This window comes from Corynebacterium sp. HMSC078A10 (assembly GCF_001811565.1).
Taxonomy (GTDB): Bacteria; Actinomycetota; Actinomycetes; order Mycobacteriales; family Mycobacteriaceae; genus Corynebacterium; species Corynebacterium hesseae.
This window is the reverse complement of sequence record NZ_KV805205.1, coordinates 49,960-67,497: the sequence shown is the minus strand read 5'-3', so window position 1 is coordinate 67,497 and position 17,538 is coordinate 49,960. Positions and strand designations below refer to the sequence as shown.

15 protein-coding genes are annotated in these 17,538 nt (G+C 63.0%); 1 reads left to right on the top strand and 14 read right to left on the bottom strand.

Going from position 1 to position 17,538, the window contains the following annotated elements; translation table 11 throughout:
• Positions 1 to 29: 29 nt before the first annotated feature.
• Genes HMPREF2808_RS06465 through glmS form a run of 4 tightly spaced genes read right to left on the bottom strand, consistent with a single transcriptional unit; the run spans position 30 to position 5,081 of the window.
• Entirely contained in the window at positions 30 to 1,622 is a 1,593-nt protein-coding gene (locus HMPREF2808_RS06465; protein ID WP_070624279.1) for an aspartate:alanine exchanger family transporter, read from the bottom strand.
• 1 nt (position 1,623) lies between these two features.
• Positions 1,624 to 2,088 (bottom strand): tRNA (adenosine(37)-N6)-threonylcarbamoyltransferase complex ATPase subunit type 1 TsaE, encoded by a 465-nt coding sequence (gene tsaE, locus HMPREF2808_RS06460; RefSeq protein ID WP_070521575.1) that lies wholly within the window; start codon positions 2,086 to 2,088, stop codon positions 1,624 to 1,626.
• Positions 2,078 to 3,184 (bottom strand): alanine racemase, encoded by a 1,107-nt coding sequence (alr, locus tag HMPREF2808_RS06455; RefSeq protein WP_070624321.1) that lies wholly within the window; start codon positions 3,182 to 3,184, stop codon positions 2,078 to 2,080. Before alr ends, tsaE begins: the two co-directional genes overlap by 11 nt.
• 25 nt (positions 3,185 to 3,209) lie before the next feature.
• A complete protein-coding gene (gene glmS / locus HMPREF2808_RS06450) occupies positions 3,210 to 5,081 on the bottom strand; it encodes a glutamine--fructose-6-phosphate transaminase (isomerizing) (protein ID WP_070624278.1) in 1,872 nt (623 codons plus the stop codon).
• Positions 5,082 to 5,187: 106 nt separating this feature from the next.
• On the opposite strand from glmS, the gene HMPREF2808_RS06445 reads away from it, so the two are divergent.
• Positions 5,188 to 6,009: a dienelactone hydrolase family protein gene (locus HMPREF2808_RS06445; protein ID WP_070597131.1), complete on the top strand. Its 822-nt coding sequence runs from the start codon at positions 5,188 to 5,190 to the stop codon at positions 6,007 to 6,009.
• Between the two features lie 72 nt (positions 6,010 to 6,081).
• Here HMPREF2808_RS06445 and HMPREF2808_RS06440 read toward each other — a convergent pair whose 3' ends face one another.
• The 10 genes from HMPREF2808_RS06440 to eccCa form a co-directional block, all read right to left on the bottom strand.
• On the bottom strand, positions 6,082 to 6,300 hold the full coding sequence (locus HMPREF2808_RS06440) for a hypothetical protein (RefSeq protein WP_070521584.1): 219 nt from the start codon (positions 6,298 to 6,300) through the stop codon (positions 6,082 to 6,084).
• Between the two features lie 357 nt (positions 6,301 to 6,657).
• Positions 6,658 to 8,349: a zinc metalloprotease gene (locus HMPREF2808_RS06430; RefSeq protein WP_070624277.1), complete on the bottom strand. Its 1,692-nt coding sequence runs from the start codon at positions 8,347 to 8,349 to the stop codon at positions 6,658 to 6,660.
• Positions 8,349 to 8,660 (bottom strand): hypothetical protein, encoded by a 312-nt coding sequence (locus HMPREF2808_RS06425; RefSeq protein ID WP_070563739.1) that lies wholly within the window; start codon positions 8,658 to 8,660, stop codon positions 8,349 to 8,351. The genes HMPREF2808_RS06430 and HMPREF2808_RS06425 overlap by 1 nt, the downstream gene beginning before the upstream one ends.
• Before the next feature lie 139 nt (positions 8,661 to 8,799).
• Positions 8,800 to 10,143 carry a phosphoglucosamine mutase gene (gene glmM, locus HMPREF2808_RS06420; protein ID WP_070530775.1) on the bottom strand — a complete coding sequence of 448 codons (1,344 nt, stop codon included), beginning with the start codon at positions 10,141 to 10,143 and terminating at the stop codon, positions 8,800 to 8,802.
• Positions 10,144 to 10,306: 163 nt separating this feature from the next.
• Positions 10,307 to 10,843 carry a 30S ribosomal protein S9 gene (gene rpsI / locus HMPREF2808_RS06415; protein ID WP_070521636.1) on the bottom strand — a complete coding sequence of 179 codons (537 nt, stop codon included), beginning with the start codon at positions 10,841 to 10,843 and terminating at the stop codon, positions 10,307 to 10,309.
• The gene (gene rplM, locus HMPREF2808_RS06410) at positions 10,843 to 11,286 is read right to left on the bottom strand and encodes a 50S ribosomal protein L13 (protein ID WP_010189505.1); all 444 of its coding nucleotides are present in this window, start codon (positions 11,284 to 11,286) and stop codon (positions 10,843 to 10,845) included. The genes rpsI and rplM overlap by 1 nt, the downstream gene beginning before the upstream one ends.
• 432 nt (positions 11,287 to 11,718) lie before the next feature.
• A complete protein-coding gene (locus HMPREF2808_RS06405) occupies positions 11,719 to 12,006 on the bottom strand; it encodes a WXG100 family type VII secretion target (RefSeq protein WP_070521638.1) in 288 nt (95 codons plus the stop codon).
• 71 nt (positions 12,007 to 12,077) lie between these two features.
• Positions 12,078 to 12,395: a WXG100 family type VII secretion target gene (locus tag HMPREF2808_RS06400; RefSeq protein WP_070521640.1), complete on the bottom strand. Its 318-nt coding sequence runs from the start codon at positions 12,393 to 12,395 to the stop codon at positions 12,078 to 12,080.
• Positions 12,396 to 12,572: 177 nt separating this feature from the next.
• A complete protein-coding gene (locus tag HMPREF2808_RS06395) occupies positions 12,573 to 13,703 on the bottom strand; it encodes a type VII secretion-associated protein (RefSeq protein ID WP_070624276.1) in 1,131 nt (376 codons plus the stop codon).
• Positions 13,700 to 17,428, bottom strand: coding sequence for a type VII secretion protein EccCa (eccCa, locus tag HMPREF2808_RS06390; RefSeq protein ID WP_246818524.1), 3,729 nt, complete (start codon positions 17,426 to 17,428; stop codon positions 13,700 to 13,702). The genes HMPREF2808_RS06395 and eccCa overlap by 4 nt, the downstream gene beginning before the upstream one ends.
• Positions 17,429 to 17,538: the final 110 nt, after the last annotated feature.

The following is a 17,538-nucleotide window of genomic DNA, read 5'->3' as shown; positions in this document are numbered from 1 at the left end:
CAGTACGGGGATATCCTACGCGACAACCATCAAACAATAATCAAGGCCAAGACCTGGCACATGAGAATCTTTCCGATCATCGCCGTGGGGTACACGGTGGCATAGCCGCGCTCTGCCAGCTGAGTACCGGTTTGCGGGTTGAGGTAGGCCATGATCGCCGGGTTCGTGGTCATGCCGGCGGCGATGCCCATCGACTCATCAAACTTGAGGCGCAGCGCCAGCATGGACACCGCAACGATGCCGATGGCAGAAACCAGCGTCAGCACAATGCCCACGCCCATGTACTTCAGGGAGGTCGGATCCGACAAGGCATCGCGGAACTGGCCGCCTGCCGACGTACCCACGCCCGCCAAGAACAAAGTCAACCCCAGCGTGGAAATCGTCTGCTTGGCGTGGAAAGGAAGCTGCCAGTTAATCGGGCCCGAGCGGCCCAGCGCGCCCAGGATGAGGCCGACGACGATGGGTCCGCCACCAAAGCCGAAGGACAACGTAGTGCCGCCCGGAAGCGGGATCGGAATAGCGCCGAAGAGCAGACCGATGAAGAGGCCTAGGGCAAAGGGCAACAAATCGACATTGCCGAGCTTGGCTTCGGAGTCGCCGAGGAAACGGCGGACGTCGTCAAGCCTGCCCGGCGCGGTGATGACGCGCACGCGGTCCGAGTAGTGCAGGACGGTTTCCTCGTTCGGCACGACGTCGGAGTCGCCGCGGCGCACGCGCGCGATGAGGAAGCCTTCCTTCACAGTGTCCAAGTCCTTGAGCTGATAGCCCGCAACACGTGGGCTGGACACGGTCAGGCGCCGGTAGACCAGACCATCCTCCTCATGAAGGTTGATGTGGATCTCCTCACCCAACTGGGAAATCGCGCTATCCAACGCGGGCGCTGTGCCGTTGAGCAGGAATTCCATGCCGGCACGCAGCGGGAGCTCCGGGTAGGCCAGGTCGTGCTCGTGCGGGTTGTTCACATGGCGGGTGGCGATGACGCGCTCACCGGTCACCTCTTGGAGGTCCCCCACCGTGGCGTCGAAGTCACGGGTCAGGCGCACTGCCCGCCACTCGAGCGGTTCTGCGATCATGCCCTCGGCGCGCGCGTCCTCAATGTGGTTCACGCGCAGCACCTTGGCGCCAATCGCGGCAACCAGAATGGTTCCGATGATGCAGCCCGGGTAGGCCAGGGAATAGCCCACCACCGGGGTGCTATCGCCGCCCAAGGCTTCGACGACCGCGGCCATACCAGGCGTCGAGCTCACCGACCCCGCCAGCGTGCCCACGCTGATCGCCGGGTCGAGATCAAACATGCGCATCGCCAGGGTGGTCAGCCCCGCCAACACGAAGAAGAAGACGATGACCACCATGGACATCTTCCATCCACGCCGGCGGAAATCCTGGAAGAAGCTACGGCCGAAGTTCAGGCCGATGACATACACGAAGATGGCCAAACCAAATTGATACACGAACGCCGGGACCACGATGTCCGGGTTGGCCGCGGACAAGCCTAAGGCCACGAACATCGCAGCGGCGGCGCCGAGCGAGATGCCGAAGACATTGATCTTGCCGACGGCTAATCCCACCGCCATGATGAGAAAAAGCGTGAGCAGGGGCTGTTCAGCAAGGAAAGCCAGCACGTTAATTCACCCATTTCCATGTGAATACGCGGACGTCATCGTCCGAATCGCGGTTGATTGTAACGGCGAGGTACGAGTCAGATAGCCGCTCCATGAAGCCCCCGCCCCATTCGGCGACGACGACGGCGTCCTCTATTTCGGTGTCTAAGTCTAGACTGTCCAGCTCCCCCAACGGATCCTCTGAATGATCCAAGAGGCGGTAGGCATCCACGTGCACCAACGTCGGCCCGCCCACGCGCGAGGGGTGCTCGCGCGCAATGACGAAGGTCGGCGAGGTCACCCGCCCCTTCGCCTGCATTCCGCGGGCAATACCCTGCGTGAAGGTGGTTTTCCCGGCGCCCAGGGGACCATCAAGAATAACCAGGTCCCCGGCCTCTAAAGCCGCGCCCAGCTCCTCGCCGAAGGCCTGAGCATCCTCCGGAGTGGCCGCCTCGCGGTGTCCTTCGTGTGGAAAATCACTGCGCATCGCTAGCTCCTTCGCGGTATGTGCGCTGGGTGCGCCCAGTGGGGCGGCACAGTACTTCGTAGTTGATGGTCCCGGCTGCCTCGGCCAGCTCGGTAGCGCTCATGCCGCCACGGCCAAAGATAACGGCTGTCTCCCCGGCGCGCACACCGTGGGGATTAGCCCCAAGGTCGACGACAATCTGGTCCATACAGACCCTGCCCACCTGCGGGTAGAGCTCGCCGCCGATGCCTACCTGCAGCGCCCCTTGAAAGGCCCGCGGCAGCCCATCGGCATAGCCCACGCTGACGGTGGCGAGTTGACGGTCGCTATCCGCGGTCCAGGTCAAGCCGTAGCAGGTGGACTCCCCCGCCGAAATCGGCTTCACCGCAACGACGGACGCTTCCCAGGTCATGGCAGGCTTCAGCCCATGGTCGCGCCCGGCCACCGGTTCGAGTCCATACAGGACCAGCCCGACGCGCACCTGCTCGAAGCGCGCCGAAGGGCGGGTCAAGGCCGCGGGCGAGTTGGCCAGATGGTTCAGCGGGCACTCAAGCCCGACCTCACGGGCAAGCTCTAGGGCCTGGCGGAACTCCGTTTCCTGATGATCATTGTGCGGGTGCTCCGGCTCGTCCGCACAAGCAAAGTGGGACATGAGGCCGAGGACGGTGATGTGGGGGGTGTCGGCAAGCAGGCGGAAGGTCTCCTCCCACGCGTGCTTGTCGACGCCCGAGCGGTGCATCCCCGTCTCCACCATCACGAAGACTTCGGTGGGCGCATCAGTGGCGGCGATGAGCGCCTGCGCGTGCGCCAAAGAGGGAATGCCGATCTGGATACCAGCGGCAAGGGCCGGGGCGAGGTCCTCCGTCGGCTCCCACAGCCAGGCAGCGATGGGAAGGGTGTCAATGACCTTCCGCAGCGCCACGGCCTCGGCCAGCGTGGCCACCCCGAAAGCGTCCGCCCCTGCCTTCGCCATGACCGGGGCGCAACGCTCGATGCCGTGGCCATAGGCATCCGCCTTGACCACGCACATGAGGCGGGCCGGGGCCACCGCCTCCTTCACGCGAGCGACATTGTGGGCAATAGCGTTGAGGTCAACGGTGGTTTTCAACATGCCCACCATTGTGCCACTTAAGGGTGCGGCGCTATTCGACGGTCACCGACTTCGCCAGGTTGCGCGGCTGGTCCACGTCGTAGCCCTTGGCAGTTGCCACACCGCAGGCGAAAATCTGCAGCGGGACGGTAGCCAGCAGAGGCTGCATGAGCGTCGGCGCCTGCGGGATGCGGATGATGTGGTTGGCGTAGGCCTCGACGGCCTCGTCGCCCTCTTCCGCGATGACGATAGTGATGGCACCACGGGCGCGGATCTCCTGGATATTGGAGACGACCTTGGAATGCAGGGAATCCCGGCCGCGCGGGGAAGGCACGATGACGAAGACCGGCTGGCCCTCTTCGATGAGCGCGATGGGGCCGTGCTTGAGCTCGCCGGCGGCGAAGCCCTCAGCGTGCAGGTAGGCGATCTCCTTGAGCTTGAGCGCGCCCTCCAGCGCGACGGGGAAGCCGACGTGGCGGCCTAGGAAGAGCACCGACTTGGCGTTCTCCATGGCGTTGGACAGGTCGTAGACCTGCTGCTCGTTGTCGATGATTGCCTGAACCTTATCCGGCATATCACGCAGATCCTCGAGGACGGAGTTGACCTCATCGGAGAACATGTTGCCGCGCAGGCGAGCCAGGTAGAGGCCCAGCAGGTAGGTCGCGGTGATCTGCGCCAGGAAGGCCTTGGTGGAAGCCACGGCGATCTCCGGGCCGGCGTGGGTGTACAAGGCGGCGTCGGACTCGCGCGGGATGGAGGAACCCTGGGTGTTGCAGATGGCAATCACCTTGGCGCCCTGCTGGCGGGCGTGGCGCACGGCCATGAGGGTATCCATGGTCTCGCCCGACTGGGACAGGGCCACAACCAAGGTCTTTTCGTTGACGATCGGATCGCGGTAGCGGAACTCGTGGGCCAGTTCCACCTCGCACGGGATGCGGCACCAGTGCTCGATGGCGTAGCGCGCGACGTGTCCTGCGTAGGCGGCGGTGCCGCAGGCGATGACGATGATCTTGTCGATGGACTTGAGCACCGACTCCTCGATGCGAATCTCATCGAGGACCAGGTTGCCGGTCTCATCGAGGCGGCCCAGCAGCGTATCGCGCACGGCTGCCGGCTGGTCGTGGATTTCCTTCTCCATGAAGGAGTTGAAGCCGCCCTTTTCGGCCGCGGCGGCATCCCACTTGATCTCGAAGGGCTTGCCCTGGGCGGGGTTGCCCTCATAGTCGGTGATCTCGACATCATCCGCGGTGATGGTGACGACCTGATCGTTGTCCATCTCCACGGCGGACTTGGTGTAGTCGATGAAGCCGGAGACGTCCGAACCCAGGAAGTTCTCCCCGTCACCCAGGCCGATAACTAGCGGCGAATCGCGGCGCGCGGCCACGATGCGGTCTGCCTGCTCGGCGTGGATAGCCAAGAGGGTAAACGCGCCTTCCAGGCGCTTGCCGGTCAGCTGCATGGCCTTGGTGAGGTCACCGCCGGCCTCGTTGTGGAACACATCCGCCAGGAGGGTGGCGGCGACTTCGGTGTCGGTCTCGGAAACGAAGTTGTGGCCCTTGGCCTCCAGCTCGGTCTTGAGCTCGGCGAAGTTCTCGATGATGCCGTTGTGAACGACGGCGAGCTTGCCGCCATCCACCACGTGCGGGTGGGCGTTCAGATCGGTCGGGCCCCCGTGAGTGGCCCAGCGGGTGTGCCCGATGCCCAGGACGGAATCCTGAAGCGGACGCGCGGCGATTTCGGCTTCCAGCGCGGCGACCTTTCCGGCCTTCTTGCGCCAGCCGATCTTGCCATCGGCGTACATTGCGACGCCTGCTGAGTCATAGCCGCGATACTCCAGTCGACGCAGGCCCTCCAGCACAACGTCTAGGGCAAAGTACTCACGGCCATCGGTGTTATGGCCAATGTATCCAACGATTCCACACATAGGTCGAAATTTTACAGCATGATTTAACATGCCGAATCGCAAGGATCCTACTTAATCTCCCGCACTGTTCACCGCTTTGCTTATTCTTTCCTCTATTCTGTAAAGCGTGTCTGCGAATTTGAAGAAGCATCTCGGTACGTTGTCTAAGCGCGGCCCGCACCGCGTCCTCGTCGGAGACCTGTCTTATGCAGGGCTTGAGGGCAAGGTGTACACCCCGGTTGAGGGCAAGGGCCTGCCCGCCGTGGCGTTTGCCCACGACTGGACGAAGAGCATCAAGGACTACCACGCCACCCTGCGCCACTTGGCCAGCTGGGGCATCGTAGTGGTTGCTCCGGATACGGAGACGGGCGTCTTTGCCAAACACCGCGACTTGGCTGCCGACCTCGAATCGGCCCTGCAGATTGCCGCCGGCGTTAGGCTGGGCGCCGGCAAGATTTCGGTCTCCGCTTCCAAGCTGGGTGTCTTTGGCCACGGTATGGGCGGTGGCGTGGCCACCCTGGCTGCCGTGGATAACCCGAAGGTCCGCGCCGTCGCGGCCCTCTACCCTGCCGATACTTCCCCGTCCGCAGTTCAGGCCGCACACACCGTGAAGGCACGCGGCCTCGTTATTGGCGCGGGCCAAGATGATATCTTCCGCGCGGGAAACCCCGCGAAGCTGGCCAACGCCTGGGGCGGTCCGGTGGCTTACCGCGAAATTGCTAAGGGCACGCAGTCCGGCTTCAGCGAGGACAAGCTCTTCAAGTTGGCGCTTGGCTCCGGCTTCTTCCAAGGTTCCGCAGTCGAAACTGCCCGCGGCCTTGTCACTGGCTTCTTCCTGTCCACCCTCGCTGGCGAATCCAAGTACGACGACTTTGCGGCTGCCGACGCCTCCGCCAAGGGCGTCGAGAGCTTCGTCGGCGAAGACCTCACCAAGCGCGCTGGTTTCTAGCACGACAGGAGTGGTTTCGACGAGCTAGCACCGCAAGGCGCACATGTGCTCCGACTAAAGCAGGACGATCGTTTATTCGTCCTGCTTTAGTCGTTTTAACCGAGGAACCTCAATGAAAAGCCAAGCGATAAGTGCAATGCCCGGCAGAAGCAACTGAGCGGCTGTCCACAGTTTTATGTGGGCCATTTCTCTGTCGTATTTAATCTCAATGCCAAGCACAACAAAAGCCACCAAGAGGTACAGCATGGGAAGAACGCCCCACAAGACGTCATAAAGCCAAGGAACTGTCATGCGGTCTTCCTCCAAACCCTGGTTGATACGTACAGCGATTACTCACGCCACGGTAGCACCTGGGGCTGCTGGCGCACAGAGGAGTTTCCCGGTTTCCGTGTCACCCGCGCCTGAGCACCGATTGCACTTGACCGCGCGGGCGGCCCCGCCCCTGCCCCTGGCTTTGGCCGTGCCCTACACCCCTGGCGGCTGGGCTTCGCCTCTGTGGGTCCGGGTGCACTTGGGTTTGGGCCGCGCGCTGCGCAGATCTTTCCAGCTCATCCTGTGCCTTAGCCATGGCTTTCTCAAACTCCAGTAGCCGTGCTGCTGTGCGCTCGCGGAATCCGCGCGCGAACTCATCAAAATCATTGTGCGGCATTACCACTGCCCTGCCTTTCGTGCGTGTACAGACGATGTCTCTGAGCTTTCTTGCGGCGCTATGTCTGGTGCGGCCTCAGTTGCGGGAGCGGGCCCTGGCGCTGGCTCGGATGCGGGTGCTGGCGCAGGATCCGGTGCTGGCACCGGTGCTTCCGCTGCTTGCATGTGTGCGAGCTTCTCCGGCGGTGCTTCTGGCTCCGGGACGTTGTTCAGCTCCGGCGGTGGCGGCGTAACACCATTGTCAGGAGCAGGTTCCGGCGCAGGCGGCGGACAGGGCTCTGGTTCTGGCTGGGGTTCGGGCTCTGGCTCAGGCACCGCCTCCGGTACAGGTTCTGGCTCCGGCAGGTTTTCGATGAAGTCCACAGCCGCCTCGGCCAAGAGGCCCAGCCCCAGGATGGCAACCCCTACGCCGAGGATTCCCAAGCTTCCGCAGCAGGATTCTTCAGGCTTGCACTCACCCGGCTCCGCAACTGGTGGCTGCTCTGGCGCCTCACAGTCTTCACCTTCTACTGGTTCCTCAGGGCACTCCTTCTCCTCAGCCACCGGCTCCATATCCTCCGGGCAGTCAATCACCTCCTGTTGAACGGGTTCGGTGAGACTCTCCACCCCTGCATCAGCTGGCTTCGTTGTTTCTATTTCACGTTGCTGCTCACTGCAACTGCAGGACTGCGCTTCTTTCTCCGCATGGCAGCCGCACGGTTCGTGCTGCACTTCTGGCGCAGTGGATTCCGGCTTGGGCTGCTCTACGGTTTCAATTGGTGTGCTTGGAGGCTGGCTCGGTTTCGCCGGCTGTGGCTTCTCTTCATCCGGTGGGCACTCTTTTTCCTGCGCCGCAGCGGGACGAGTTGGCGCCGGCTCCTCCGGTGGCACTACCGGTTTTTCAACCCCCTGCTCAACCGGTTGCTGCGGCGGGGCAGGTGTGGAAGGAGCCGGTGCGGGAGAAGGCTGCGCTGGCGCAACAGGTTCAGTAGACTGGGCTGGCTTCGTCGACTCACAAGGCTCAGGCTCAGGTTGTGGGCACTGCTTCGGTTTGTCCTCGCAACCACATTCGGGTTCCGGCGGGGTCTCCGGAAGCTCGCGCTCACACACCTCAGAACAGCGCCTCTCAAACTCGCCATAGCAATTCTCGATGGCAGTATCGCGGTCCCGGCAGGTCTGCGTAATAGTGTCATTCGTCTGATCGATAAGGTCTCCACCAATGCTCGAAATCATTGGGACGATGGCCTTTCCCAAAGGGTGCCGCTGCAATAGCATCGTCAGGATATTAAGCAGAGGAATGACAGCGGAGATGAGCTCTGCCACTGCAGAATCGGAAACATCGACCACATCCTCGATGGCCTCGGAGCACTGCTGCGCGGATTCCACCAGGTCATCGGCTTCCTCCCTTTCCTTCTCAAAGTCATCCTGCACGCCGCGAAGGTGATCCATGAGCGCTCCCCCGGCCAGCGATAGGACCGTTCCTAAAAGGAAATCTCGCAAACCATTGCCGCCGCGCCGCGGCCGCCGAGCACCCATCGCCGATGCGGTACTGCTCACCAGGTCATCCGGTTTTATCCCATCGACCGAACCCACCATGTCTCCCAACAAACCAATAGGTGTGCTGGGTCCGGAGTAGCCGCCTAAGCTAGCGGCCTGGAACTGGGACACCGCCTGTGAATAATCACCCAAAAGCGACTTGACCATCGTGGACATCAGTTCATCCCCGCTTCCTGCTCACCAAGCTGGCCAGAAAGGCCACGGTCGATCTCCCCGAAAGCACGCAGCTGTGCGCGTGCAGCATCCGCTGTGGCCGATATGTTGTCCAACCGCCACGCTCCGCGCTCATGCAGCTGGCTCAGCAACGCCTGAATCTGCGCCCCATGCCCGCCGAAGTCCCGGCCCGCGGATGACGCGGGAAAGTTCGGTCTGTCCCCACGATGCGCGTCACTTTGGGCGCGGGTTTGGTCCACGACGGCGTCGAGAAGCCGCGTGGCTTCGTCCTCATCAAAAAATACGTCGGGCATGAGCGCCCTCCTTCTCGTCCACAACAAACAGTGATTCCTGCCCTTATTGGACTGAGAAACCTCCCCTCCGGTTCCCCATCACCCACAAAACACGAAACCCCAGGCCACATGGCCCGGGGTTTAGCGTGGGTGCGTAGAACTAGACTGCAGCAACAACCGCAGCGAGCTTGCCCGCCACCTTGCGCGCCTGCTCCTCTTCAGCAGCCTCCACCATGACGCGGAAGAGCTCCTCTGTGCCGGACGGACGTAACAGAACGCGGCCTGTGTTTCCAAGCTCCGACTCGGCGGCAGCGATAGCTTCCTTGACCTCAGGAGCCTTAAGAATGACGGCTTTATCGGACACCGGAACGTTAATAAGCACCTGCGGCAATACCGTCATCACGGAAGCCAGCTCCTTGATGGACTTCCCGGACTTCGCCATGCGCGCCATGATGGACAGGCCAGTCAGCGTGCCATCACCAGTGGTGCAGTCATCCGGCAACACCACGTGGCCGGACTGCTCGCCGCCCAGGGAGTAATCGCCGCGGTTGAGCTCCTCCAGCACGTAGCGGTCACCCACGGCGGTTTCCTTGACCTCGATGCCCTGCTCCTGCATCGCCAGCTTCAGGCCCAGGTTCGACATGACGGTAGCCACCAAGGTGTTGAAGCGGAGATCGTTGTCTTCCTTCATGCCCACGGCGAGGATCGCCATGATCTGGTCGCCGTCAACAACATTGCCCTCGGCATCCACGGCCAAACAGCGGTCAGCGTCGCCGTCGTGAGCCAAGCCCAGATCGGCGCCGTGCTCGACGACGGCCTCCTGGGTCTTCTCAATATGCGTCGAACCGCAGTCCTCGTTGATGTTGAAAGCATTGGGCTTGTTGTGAATGGCAATGACCTCAGCACCCGCAGCCTCGTAGGCCTGCGGTGCCACCTTGGAGGCAGCACCATTAGCGGTATCGACGACAACCTTGATGCCGCTCAGATCCGTGGTCACGACCTCGGCCAAGTGCTTGAGGTAGCGCTCGCGGCCATCGGGGGCCTCCGAAATGATGCGACCAATCTTGGTCGCAGTAGGTCCGTCTTCGGTGAGGCTTCCCATGGCAGCCTGGATGCGATCCTCCACCTCATCAGGCAGCTTCTTACCGCCCGCGGAGAAGAACTTGATGCCATTGTCCGGCATCGGGTTATGGGAGGCGGAGATCATCACGCCGAGATCTGCCCCAAAGTCATCGGTGAGGAACGCGATAGCCGGGGTAGGCAGCACGCCGACGCGTACGACGTCGACGCCACGCGATGCTAAGCCCGATGCGATCGCCGCATCCAGCATCTCACCCGACACGCGCGGATCGCGCCCGATAATCGCGAGCGGTCGACGCTCATAGGACTCACGGTCCGAGGTCAATACCTCCGCCGCCGCCTGTCCCAAGCGCAAGGCCAGGATCGGAGTGAGCTTCTTGTTCGCTAGGCCGCGAACTCCATCGGTTCCAAAAAGTCGAGTCATAGTTGTTCATTATGCCTGCTACCCCATAGCTTCCGCAGATCGGGCCACCAACGATGTCTGTCTATGACTCGCGGCTTCACGTTGTGCAGGCCCTACACATAGCGAAAGCCGCCGCCTCCATACAAGGGAAGCAGCGGCTTTCGAAAAATGCAGTGCGCGAAGATTAACGCTTGGAGTACTGCGGGGCACGACGTGCCTTGTGCAGACCAGCCTTCTTGCGCTCCACGGCACGAGCGTCACGGGTGAGCAGGCCGGCCTTCTTGAGGGCCGGGCGGTCAGCCGGGTTGTAGACGTTCAGTGCGCGGGCGATAGCCAGACGCAGAGCGCCGGCCTGGCCGGTCGGGCCACCACCGTTGACGGTGACCTTAATATCAAACTGGCCATCGCGCTCAAGGATGGTCAGCGGCTGCAGGATGTCCTGCTGGTGCAGCTTGTTCGGGAAGTACTCGTCGAAGGCACGGCCGTTGACGGAGATGTTTCCGGAACCAGCAACGAGGCGAACACGAGCGATGGCGCGCTTACGGCGACCAACGGTCTGGATCGGGCCCTCGTGGATAGCCGGGGCAGCGGTCTCAACCTCAGCCTCGGTATCGGTTGCCAGGGAATCACCGATGGTGTTGGTGAACTCCTCGGTAGCGGCGGTTGCTGCAGCGATGTCGGCAGCGTCGGCTACATTGTTGTCGATGTTCTGCTCGGTCATTACTGTGCCACCTGCTTAAACTCAAAGGTTTCCGGCTTCTGGCCGGCGTACGGGTGCTCCTCGCCCACGAAAACGTGCAGCTTCTTGATGGAGGCGTTGGAAAGCTTGTTGTGCGGCATCATGCCCTTCACAGCTTCCTCGATAACGCGGACCGGGTTAGCGTCCAGGGACTGACCAAGGGTCATGGACTTCAGGCCGCCCGGGTAACCGGAGTGGCGGTAGCGCATCTCGCGCTCGCGCTTGTTGGAAGAAATGTGGATCTTGTCCGCATTCAGGATGATGATGTGGTCGCCGCAATCAACGTTCGGTGCGTACTGGGGCTTGTGCTTGCCGCGCAGCATGTCAGCCACGGTGGAAGCGAGCTTGCCCAGAACCACGTCGGTAGCGTCGATGACGTACCACTTGCGGGTGATGTCACCGCTCTTCGGGTGGAAAGTAGACAAAATGACTCCTTGAAAGTCTGTCTCGGAACTGCCGGCCATCGCTATGTAAGCCTTGACGCGGTACATACAGCGGCCGGTGGAGACCTGCAGCCCGCGCGCACCCACTAACGACGGGGTGCGGACACATAGATGTTTCACTTTAGTACGCAGCAGTTTGAAAACCCAAAACGCCGATATCGCCCCTCACCAACGCCTCCACCTCAATTCATTCGGGGTGGGGTAGAGACAGAAACGTTGATGAGAAGCGATACCGGCGCCTTCACTGGGCGGGCGGTGGAAGCTGAGTCAAGGCGGCGCGTCCAGCCCTTCCATTCCCTGCGCCTTCCTTTCCTAGCCTCCGCGCCTTCCTACCTACCGCTCATCACTCATGGTGGTGAATGGTGTTAAAGAAAAAGCTCACCCACCCAGTTCAAGACTCACAGCCGGGTCGGTTTATCCCCAGCTTGCGGCAGCGCGACGGTTGACGTCACTCATGTTGTCGTTGCCCTGGGAGACCGTGGTGGAGATGGTCGCCAGCACCGTGTTGAGCTCGGCGGCCGCCTTATCCCACTTAGCTTGCGCCGCGTTATATGCCGCAGCGGAATCTCCCTCCCAGGTCGATACCATCGGCTGCAGGGTGGCCTTCAGGTCACCGAGGAGTCCATTGATGCGACCGGAGGTGGAGTTGATGTCGGCTGCGGCGCCGGCGATGGCGCCGAACTGATACTTGATTCCAGACATTGCGTGTTCCTTATCTTCTGTGTGTTCGTGTGTAATTCAACGTGTGCTGTAGTCAGTGAACGCAGCTAGCGCTACAAGGCCAGTCCCGCGCCGCCGACGTTCTCGAAGGACTGGGCGTTATCCGCCTCAACCGTGTCGAAGTTGCGGGCATTATCCCTGATGTTTTCGCTGATGGCGGTTAGCGCTTCACGCAGCTGCTGCGCGGAGGAGTTGTAGCGCTGCATCAGGTTGTCAAAGGAAACCTGCGCGCGGCCTGCCCAGCTGCCGCGAACGGAATCCACAACACCCTGCAGACGGGTGAGCTCACCCTGTACCTCGTCATTGGTGGAGTCGACGCGGCCGGCGGTGGCCACCATTACGTCGGCTTCTGTGCGGAACGTTTGAGTCATGTTCTTCTCTTTCTGTCTTGTTCCCTACCTGGGGTATATCCCTTTTCCAAGGGCTTGGTGTGTGTTTCTTTCCCCCGAGAAGCACCCTGTGTCCTTCTCACCCTTATTGGACTGAGCTAGTGGCTCATCGGTTCCCGCCGCGTTCAAAAATCTTTTAGCTTCGCGGCGTGCTCCCTCCTACTCCTTTTTGACCAGAGATTCCGCAGCCATCCGGCAGGCGGCTTTCTGCACCACGTTGGGCTCAAACTTGGTGTGGCACCCCACGGACATCTGATGGCCCTTGTCCTCCCACATCATCCACGTCACCTGCGAACCGTCTCCAGGGTCCTCGGTATACGTCAGCCGCCCAGATTCCTCGACCGGATCACGGAGGGCGGGATCGGAGTCGATCTGTCCTTTAATCTCGGCGAAGAGGACGTCGACGGGAACGTTGAAGAGCGGATCAGCTGCCAAAAGGATGCGCAAATTGGGGTCTTCGCCGGCCGCAGTGACAAGCCCGTCCTCCACGCTGGTGCGGAATCCCTGCGGGAGTACCAGGGACATCCCTTCCACCTCGATGGCCTGCTGGCCAGGGCGCAGCTGCGTGCTGCCGGATCCCCCGGACTCCGCCTCCGCTGCGGCACCCCCAGGGCGCTCATCCCCATCGGGTGCTGCAGCCGTACCCGGCGCGCCGGCAGCCACAGACGTATTCTCATCCACCTGTTCGGAAGTCGACGCCGCCACTGCTGCATCCTTGCGCCCCACCGCCCACCAGGACACCCCGGCGACGACAACTACCATGACCGCTATCGCGATGTAGAAGGGATCGACGCCTCCCAACAGCGCCGTCCAACGGGATTGCGCTGCGCGATGGGAGCGCAAACGGCGAGCTGCCCGAGGCCGCTCAGCAGTTATCTCCTTCGCACCGTTATATTCGTTCTGATGCTCCCCCACCGCTGAGCGGGAAGCAGCCTGTGATGCGCTGACCGCAACCGGTGCCGGCGGCGGCGATGGTTCTGGCTCTAGGACCGTCGCCCCGGCACCAGCGAGTTGCCGGCGCAGGATACTCACGGCTTCGACACTGACATCCGTTCCGGATGGATCCGCCACCACCTCAACGGTGACGTCCGGCCATTCCGCCCCACAGACTTTTTCTGCCTGGTCAAGGACGGCCTCCAGCGCCCACCCCTCGGCGATTCCCGTGCCGGGCAGGTCATAGCGATAAATCGTTTCCGGGCCTTCATAAATCGTGGCGGCATCGAGCACCGTGACGATCAGCGTGGTCTCTGGCGCGGTTGTCGGTGTTCGCAGTGCGTGCGTCGCGGTCATTGGTTGTCTCCTTTGTTGCCTGTGGTCTGTGGTGGGTTGTGTGAACTATCGGCGCTCGGCACATACACCTGCGCCAAGCCCTGAGATATGCCGCGCAGGACCCATTGGCCGCGGCCTGGCGGCAGCGCTGTTGGCTTGATGCCGAAGATGGCGCCTTCGTCGCGGTCGGCGTCGAGAAGCAGCAGCGCCGGCTGCAGGTCCCGCACCGCAGAGAGGAACTGCCCAAACATCGCGCGCCCGATGCCGCCGGCTTTGCGCGCGAGCACCAGGTGCAGCCCCACATCGCGGGCATGCGGGAGGAGCTCGAGCAGTGGCGCCAGGGCAATGTCGCTGACCAGGTCGAGGTCGTCGATAACCAGGTAGATGTCCGGCCCCTCCCACCAGCTGCGCGCTGCAAGCTGGGCGGGGGTGACCTCGGGGCCGGGAAGGCGCTGTTCCAAGGTGCGCACGGTATCGAGGATGGCTTGGGTGGCCGCGCTTGCCGACGCCCCATACGCCGCCACCATTTCCTCATCCAACGTCCCCAAATGTGCACGGCGCTCATCGATGACCACGAGGCGGGCGGCTTCCCTGCCCAGGTGGCTAATTCCGGCCAGGATTACGCTGAGGAAGTTCGATTTGCCGGAGCCTTGGGAACCAATGCACACCAGGTGCGGCTGTGTGACTGGATCCCAACTAAGGACTTCGAGGTCCGGCCCGCCGATTCCCCAGGCCACCCCGTCCAGTGGCGAGCCGTCATCTGGCTCGGGCAACTCGGTGAGAAGGGCGGGCAGCATCTTCAGCGGTGGAACCGGTTCGGCACCGGCATGCACACCGCAGATGTGGGCGATGTCTTGCGGGGACGTTGCGGCAAACAGCAGGTTCTCCCCTGCCAGTGTGATTCCCCGTCCGGGCGTTGCCGGGAGCTTCTGCTGCGCCTTGCGGTCGATGAGTGAGTCCATTGCTTCACCCAGCCGCAGCTCGATACGGGCCGCGATGAGATCCCGAATAGACGGCCGCAGGCTCGTCCACCGCGCTGCAGCGATCACGACGTGGACGCGGGCGGAGGCGCCGTCGGCGACCAGCTGGGTGATCGGCTCAGCAAGGTCCTCAAAATCCGCGCCGGAGGTGCCGATGTGGTGCCAGCCGTCCACGATGAGGAAGGTGTGGCGGGGCTCCGGGCGGCGCACGAGGCCGGCGACTTCATCAACGATGCGACGGATTTTCTCCGGCTCCTCACGGCCAGCCACCCCGGCCACGTGGGGCAGCCGGTCCAGCACCCGCAGCTGCCCGCCGCCCAGGTCAATGACATAGAAACGCACCTGTCCCGGTGAATGCCGCAGCGCCAGACCGGAGGCGATACTGCGCAGCGCCATCGACTTACCCGACTGCGGTCCACCGCACAGCGCCAGGTGCCCACCTCCTGCCTTAAAGTCCACGGTGAGCGGGTCTTGGCGCTGGTGGTAGGGGCGGTCAATAAGCCCCACCTCGGCGCGCAACTCTCCGCCCGCGCCGGGAGAATCTTCCCGCAAGGAAGCAACGCTGGACAGCTCCACCACGGGCGGCAGGGGAGGCAGCCAGATTCTTCGCGCCGACTGGCCACGCCGAGCAGCCTCATCCCGGGCGGCGGCCACCACGGTGTCCAGGAGCGTGCTCGAGGAATCTACGAGCTCTGCAAATCCGAGTTCTTCTTCCACCGCGCGCTGCCCTGTGAAAAGCTCCACGCGCGCGGCGTGCCGCGCATTCATTTCAGAATCATCAGGCGCTACCCGGCGCGTGACCGGGCCAGACACATAGGAGGCGTGGAAGCGAGTAGGGGCATCGGCATCCGTCTTGAGGTAGCCGGCTCCCGGCTGGGCGGGGAGATGATAGGCATCGACCACGCCGAGAACTTGGCGGGACTCCCCCGCGGAGAAGGTCTTCAATCCGATGCGGTAGGACAGGTGCGAATCCAATCCCCGCAAGCGCCCTTCCTCCAAGCGCTGGGAGGCCAGCAGCAGGTGCACATGGAGCGAGCGGCCAAGCCTTCCCACCGCGACGAAGAGCTCGGCGAAGTCCGGGTGCTGGCCTAAGAGCTCCGAGAACTCATCCACCACGATGACCAACGCCGGCAGCGGTCCGTGCTCGGCCACCGCAGCAGCCGAGGCATTGAACTCGCCCACGTTCGCAAAATTGCCCGCCTTGCGCAGCAGCTCCTGGCGGCGGTTCATCTCGCCGGAGATGGCATCATACATGCGCTCCACCAGGGTCGATTCTTCCTCCAGGTTGGTAATCACGGCGGAGGTATGCGGCAGCTCCTCACACCCTAGGAAGGTTGCGCCACCCTTGAAATCAACGAGCACGAGGTTGAGCTCCTCCGGGCTATGGGTGGCGGCCAGCGCTACGACAAGCGTTCGAAGTAATTCCGACTTTCCGCTGCCAGTAGCACCAATGCACAAACCATGCGGCCCCATCCCGCCCTGCGCGGACTCCTTCACATCAAGCATCAGCGCGTGCCCGGACTCGTCCACGCCGATGGGCACGCGCAGCCGCTCAGCTGGGCTGCGTCCCTGCCACATGCCGGAGGCCTGAAGCGCATCCACGTCCCGATAGCCCAGCAAGGTCGGCAGGTCCGCATCGCGACCGTGCCGGGGCGCTGCCGCAGCATCACTGCCAAAGGGGCGGTGATAGGGCGCAAGCGTACGGGCGCGCAGGAGGGCCGTGGAATCGTCGACAAGCGCACAGCGTCCCAGCTCCTCCTCCCCCGCGGCAGTAACCACGGAGAGCGCGCCCTCCGCCCGCAGGTAGATGCCTTCTTCCTCAGCGCGGCGCCCGAGCGGCGAATGAGGCGTAACGCCCACGGCGATGGTGGTTGTGGGGGTATCCTCCAGCTCGTCACTGCGCGGCATGGCAACACCGCTTGCCTGGTCCTCCTCAACAACGCGGATGCGGAACTGGACTTGGGCCGGATCCCTGGCGTGCGGAAGCCACTTCAGCCACTCCCACTCCTCACCGTGGTACTCAATGCCCACGGTTTCCGGACCGTGCAGCACGGCCAGGTGTAGCAGCAGCGCGCGGGCAACCCCGGCCGCATCCTCGCCGGCCAGGCCAACGATGGGAAAGGCTTGCAGTTGGATGACCACCGGCATGTCCGCCAGCGTTCCCACCGCGCGCACGGTCTGGCGCAAGCTCACCGCGCACACCGGATCGAGGTCCTCCGCCGCGCCCGAATCCGGCACGTTAATGGGCGTGCACAGGGCCATCGGCCCCGTCCCCACCCGCACCTCCAAGGCGTCCGGGGCATCCGCGTCCCGTTCCCACAGGCGCGTTGTCGGAATCAATGCACCAAGCTGCTCAGGGTCAGGGTTGCGGTGTTCTTCATGCGCGCGTTGCGCCGCCCCGCGCTCCAGCGCTTCCTCCCGCAGCGCCTTAAGGTGGCGCAGGTAGGTCCGGCGGGTCTCATCCGGATCCTGCCCGCCTCCCTGCGGGTTAAACATCATGGCCATACTGGCCAGCATCATGAGCGGAAACATGAGGCTCATCGGGCTCATCCGGCGGGCATCCCCCGCACCGAGAACCATGAGCGCCACCATGCCCAGCATGGCCGCGATCATGACCAGCGGCATGAGCAGGCGAACCAGTGGCACGGGTTGAGCGCGAGCCGCCTCCGGCACGGCCTCGGCGTTAATCCTGCCCTGCGGCAACGGCGGTGCCGGCTCCCGATAGGCCGGCTGCCCAGTGTCCACGACGCGTGTGGGTACGCGCATGTCAAAGTCCTTCCCCCCGAAGTACTCCACCGCCTCCTGAAGCGGTGGACAGCGTGCCACCAGTAAGCCACAATGTGAGGCAATGGGCAAGGGGTTGCCCAGAAATTTTT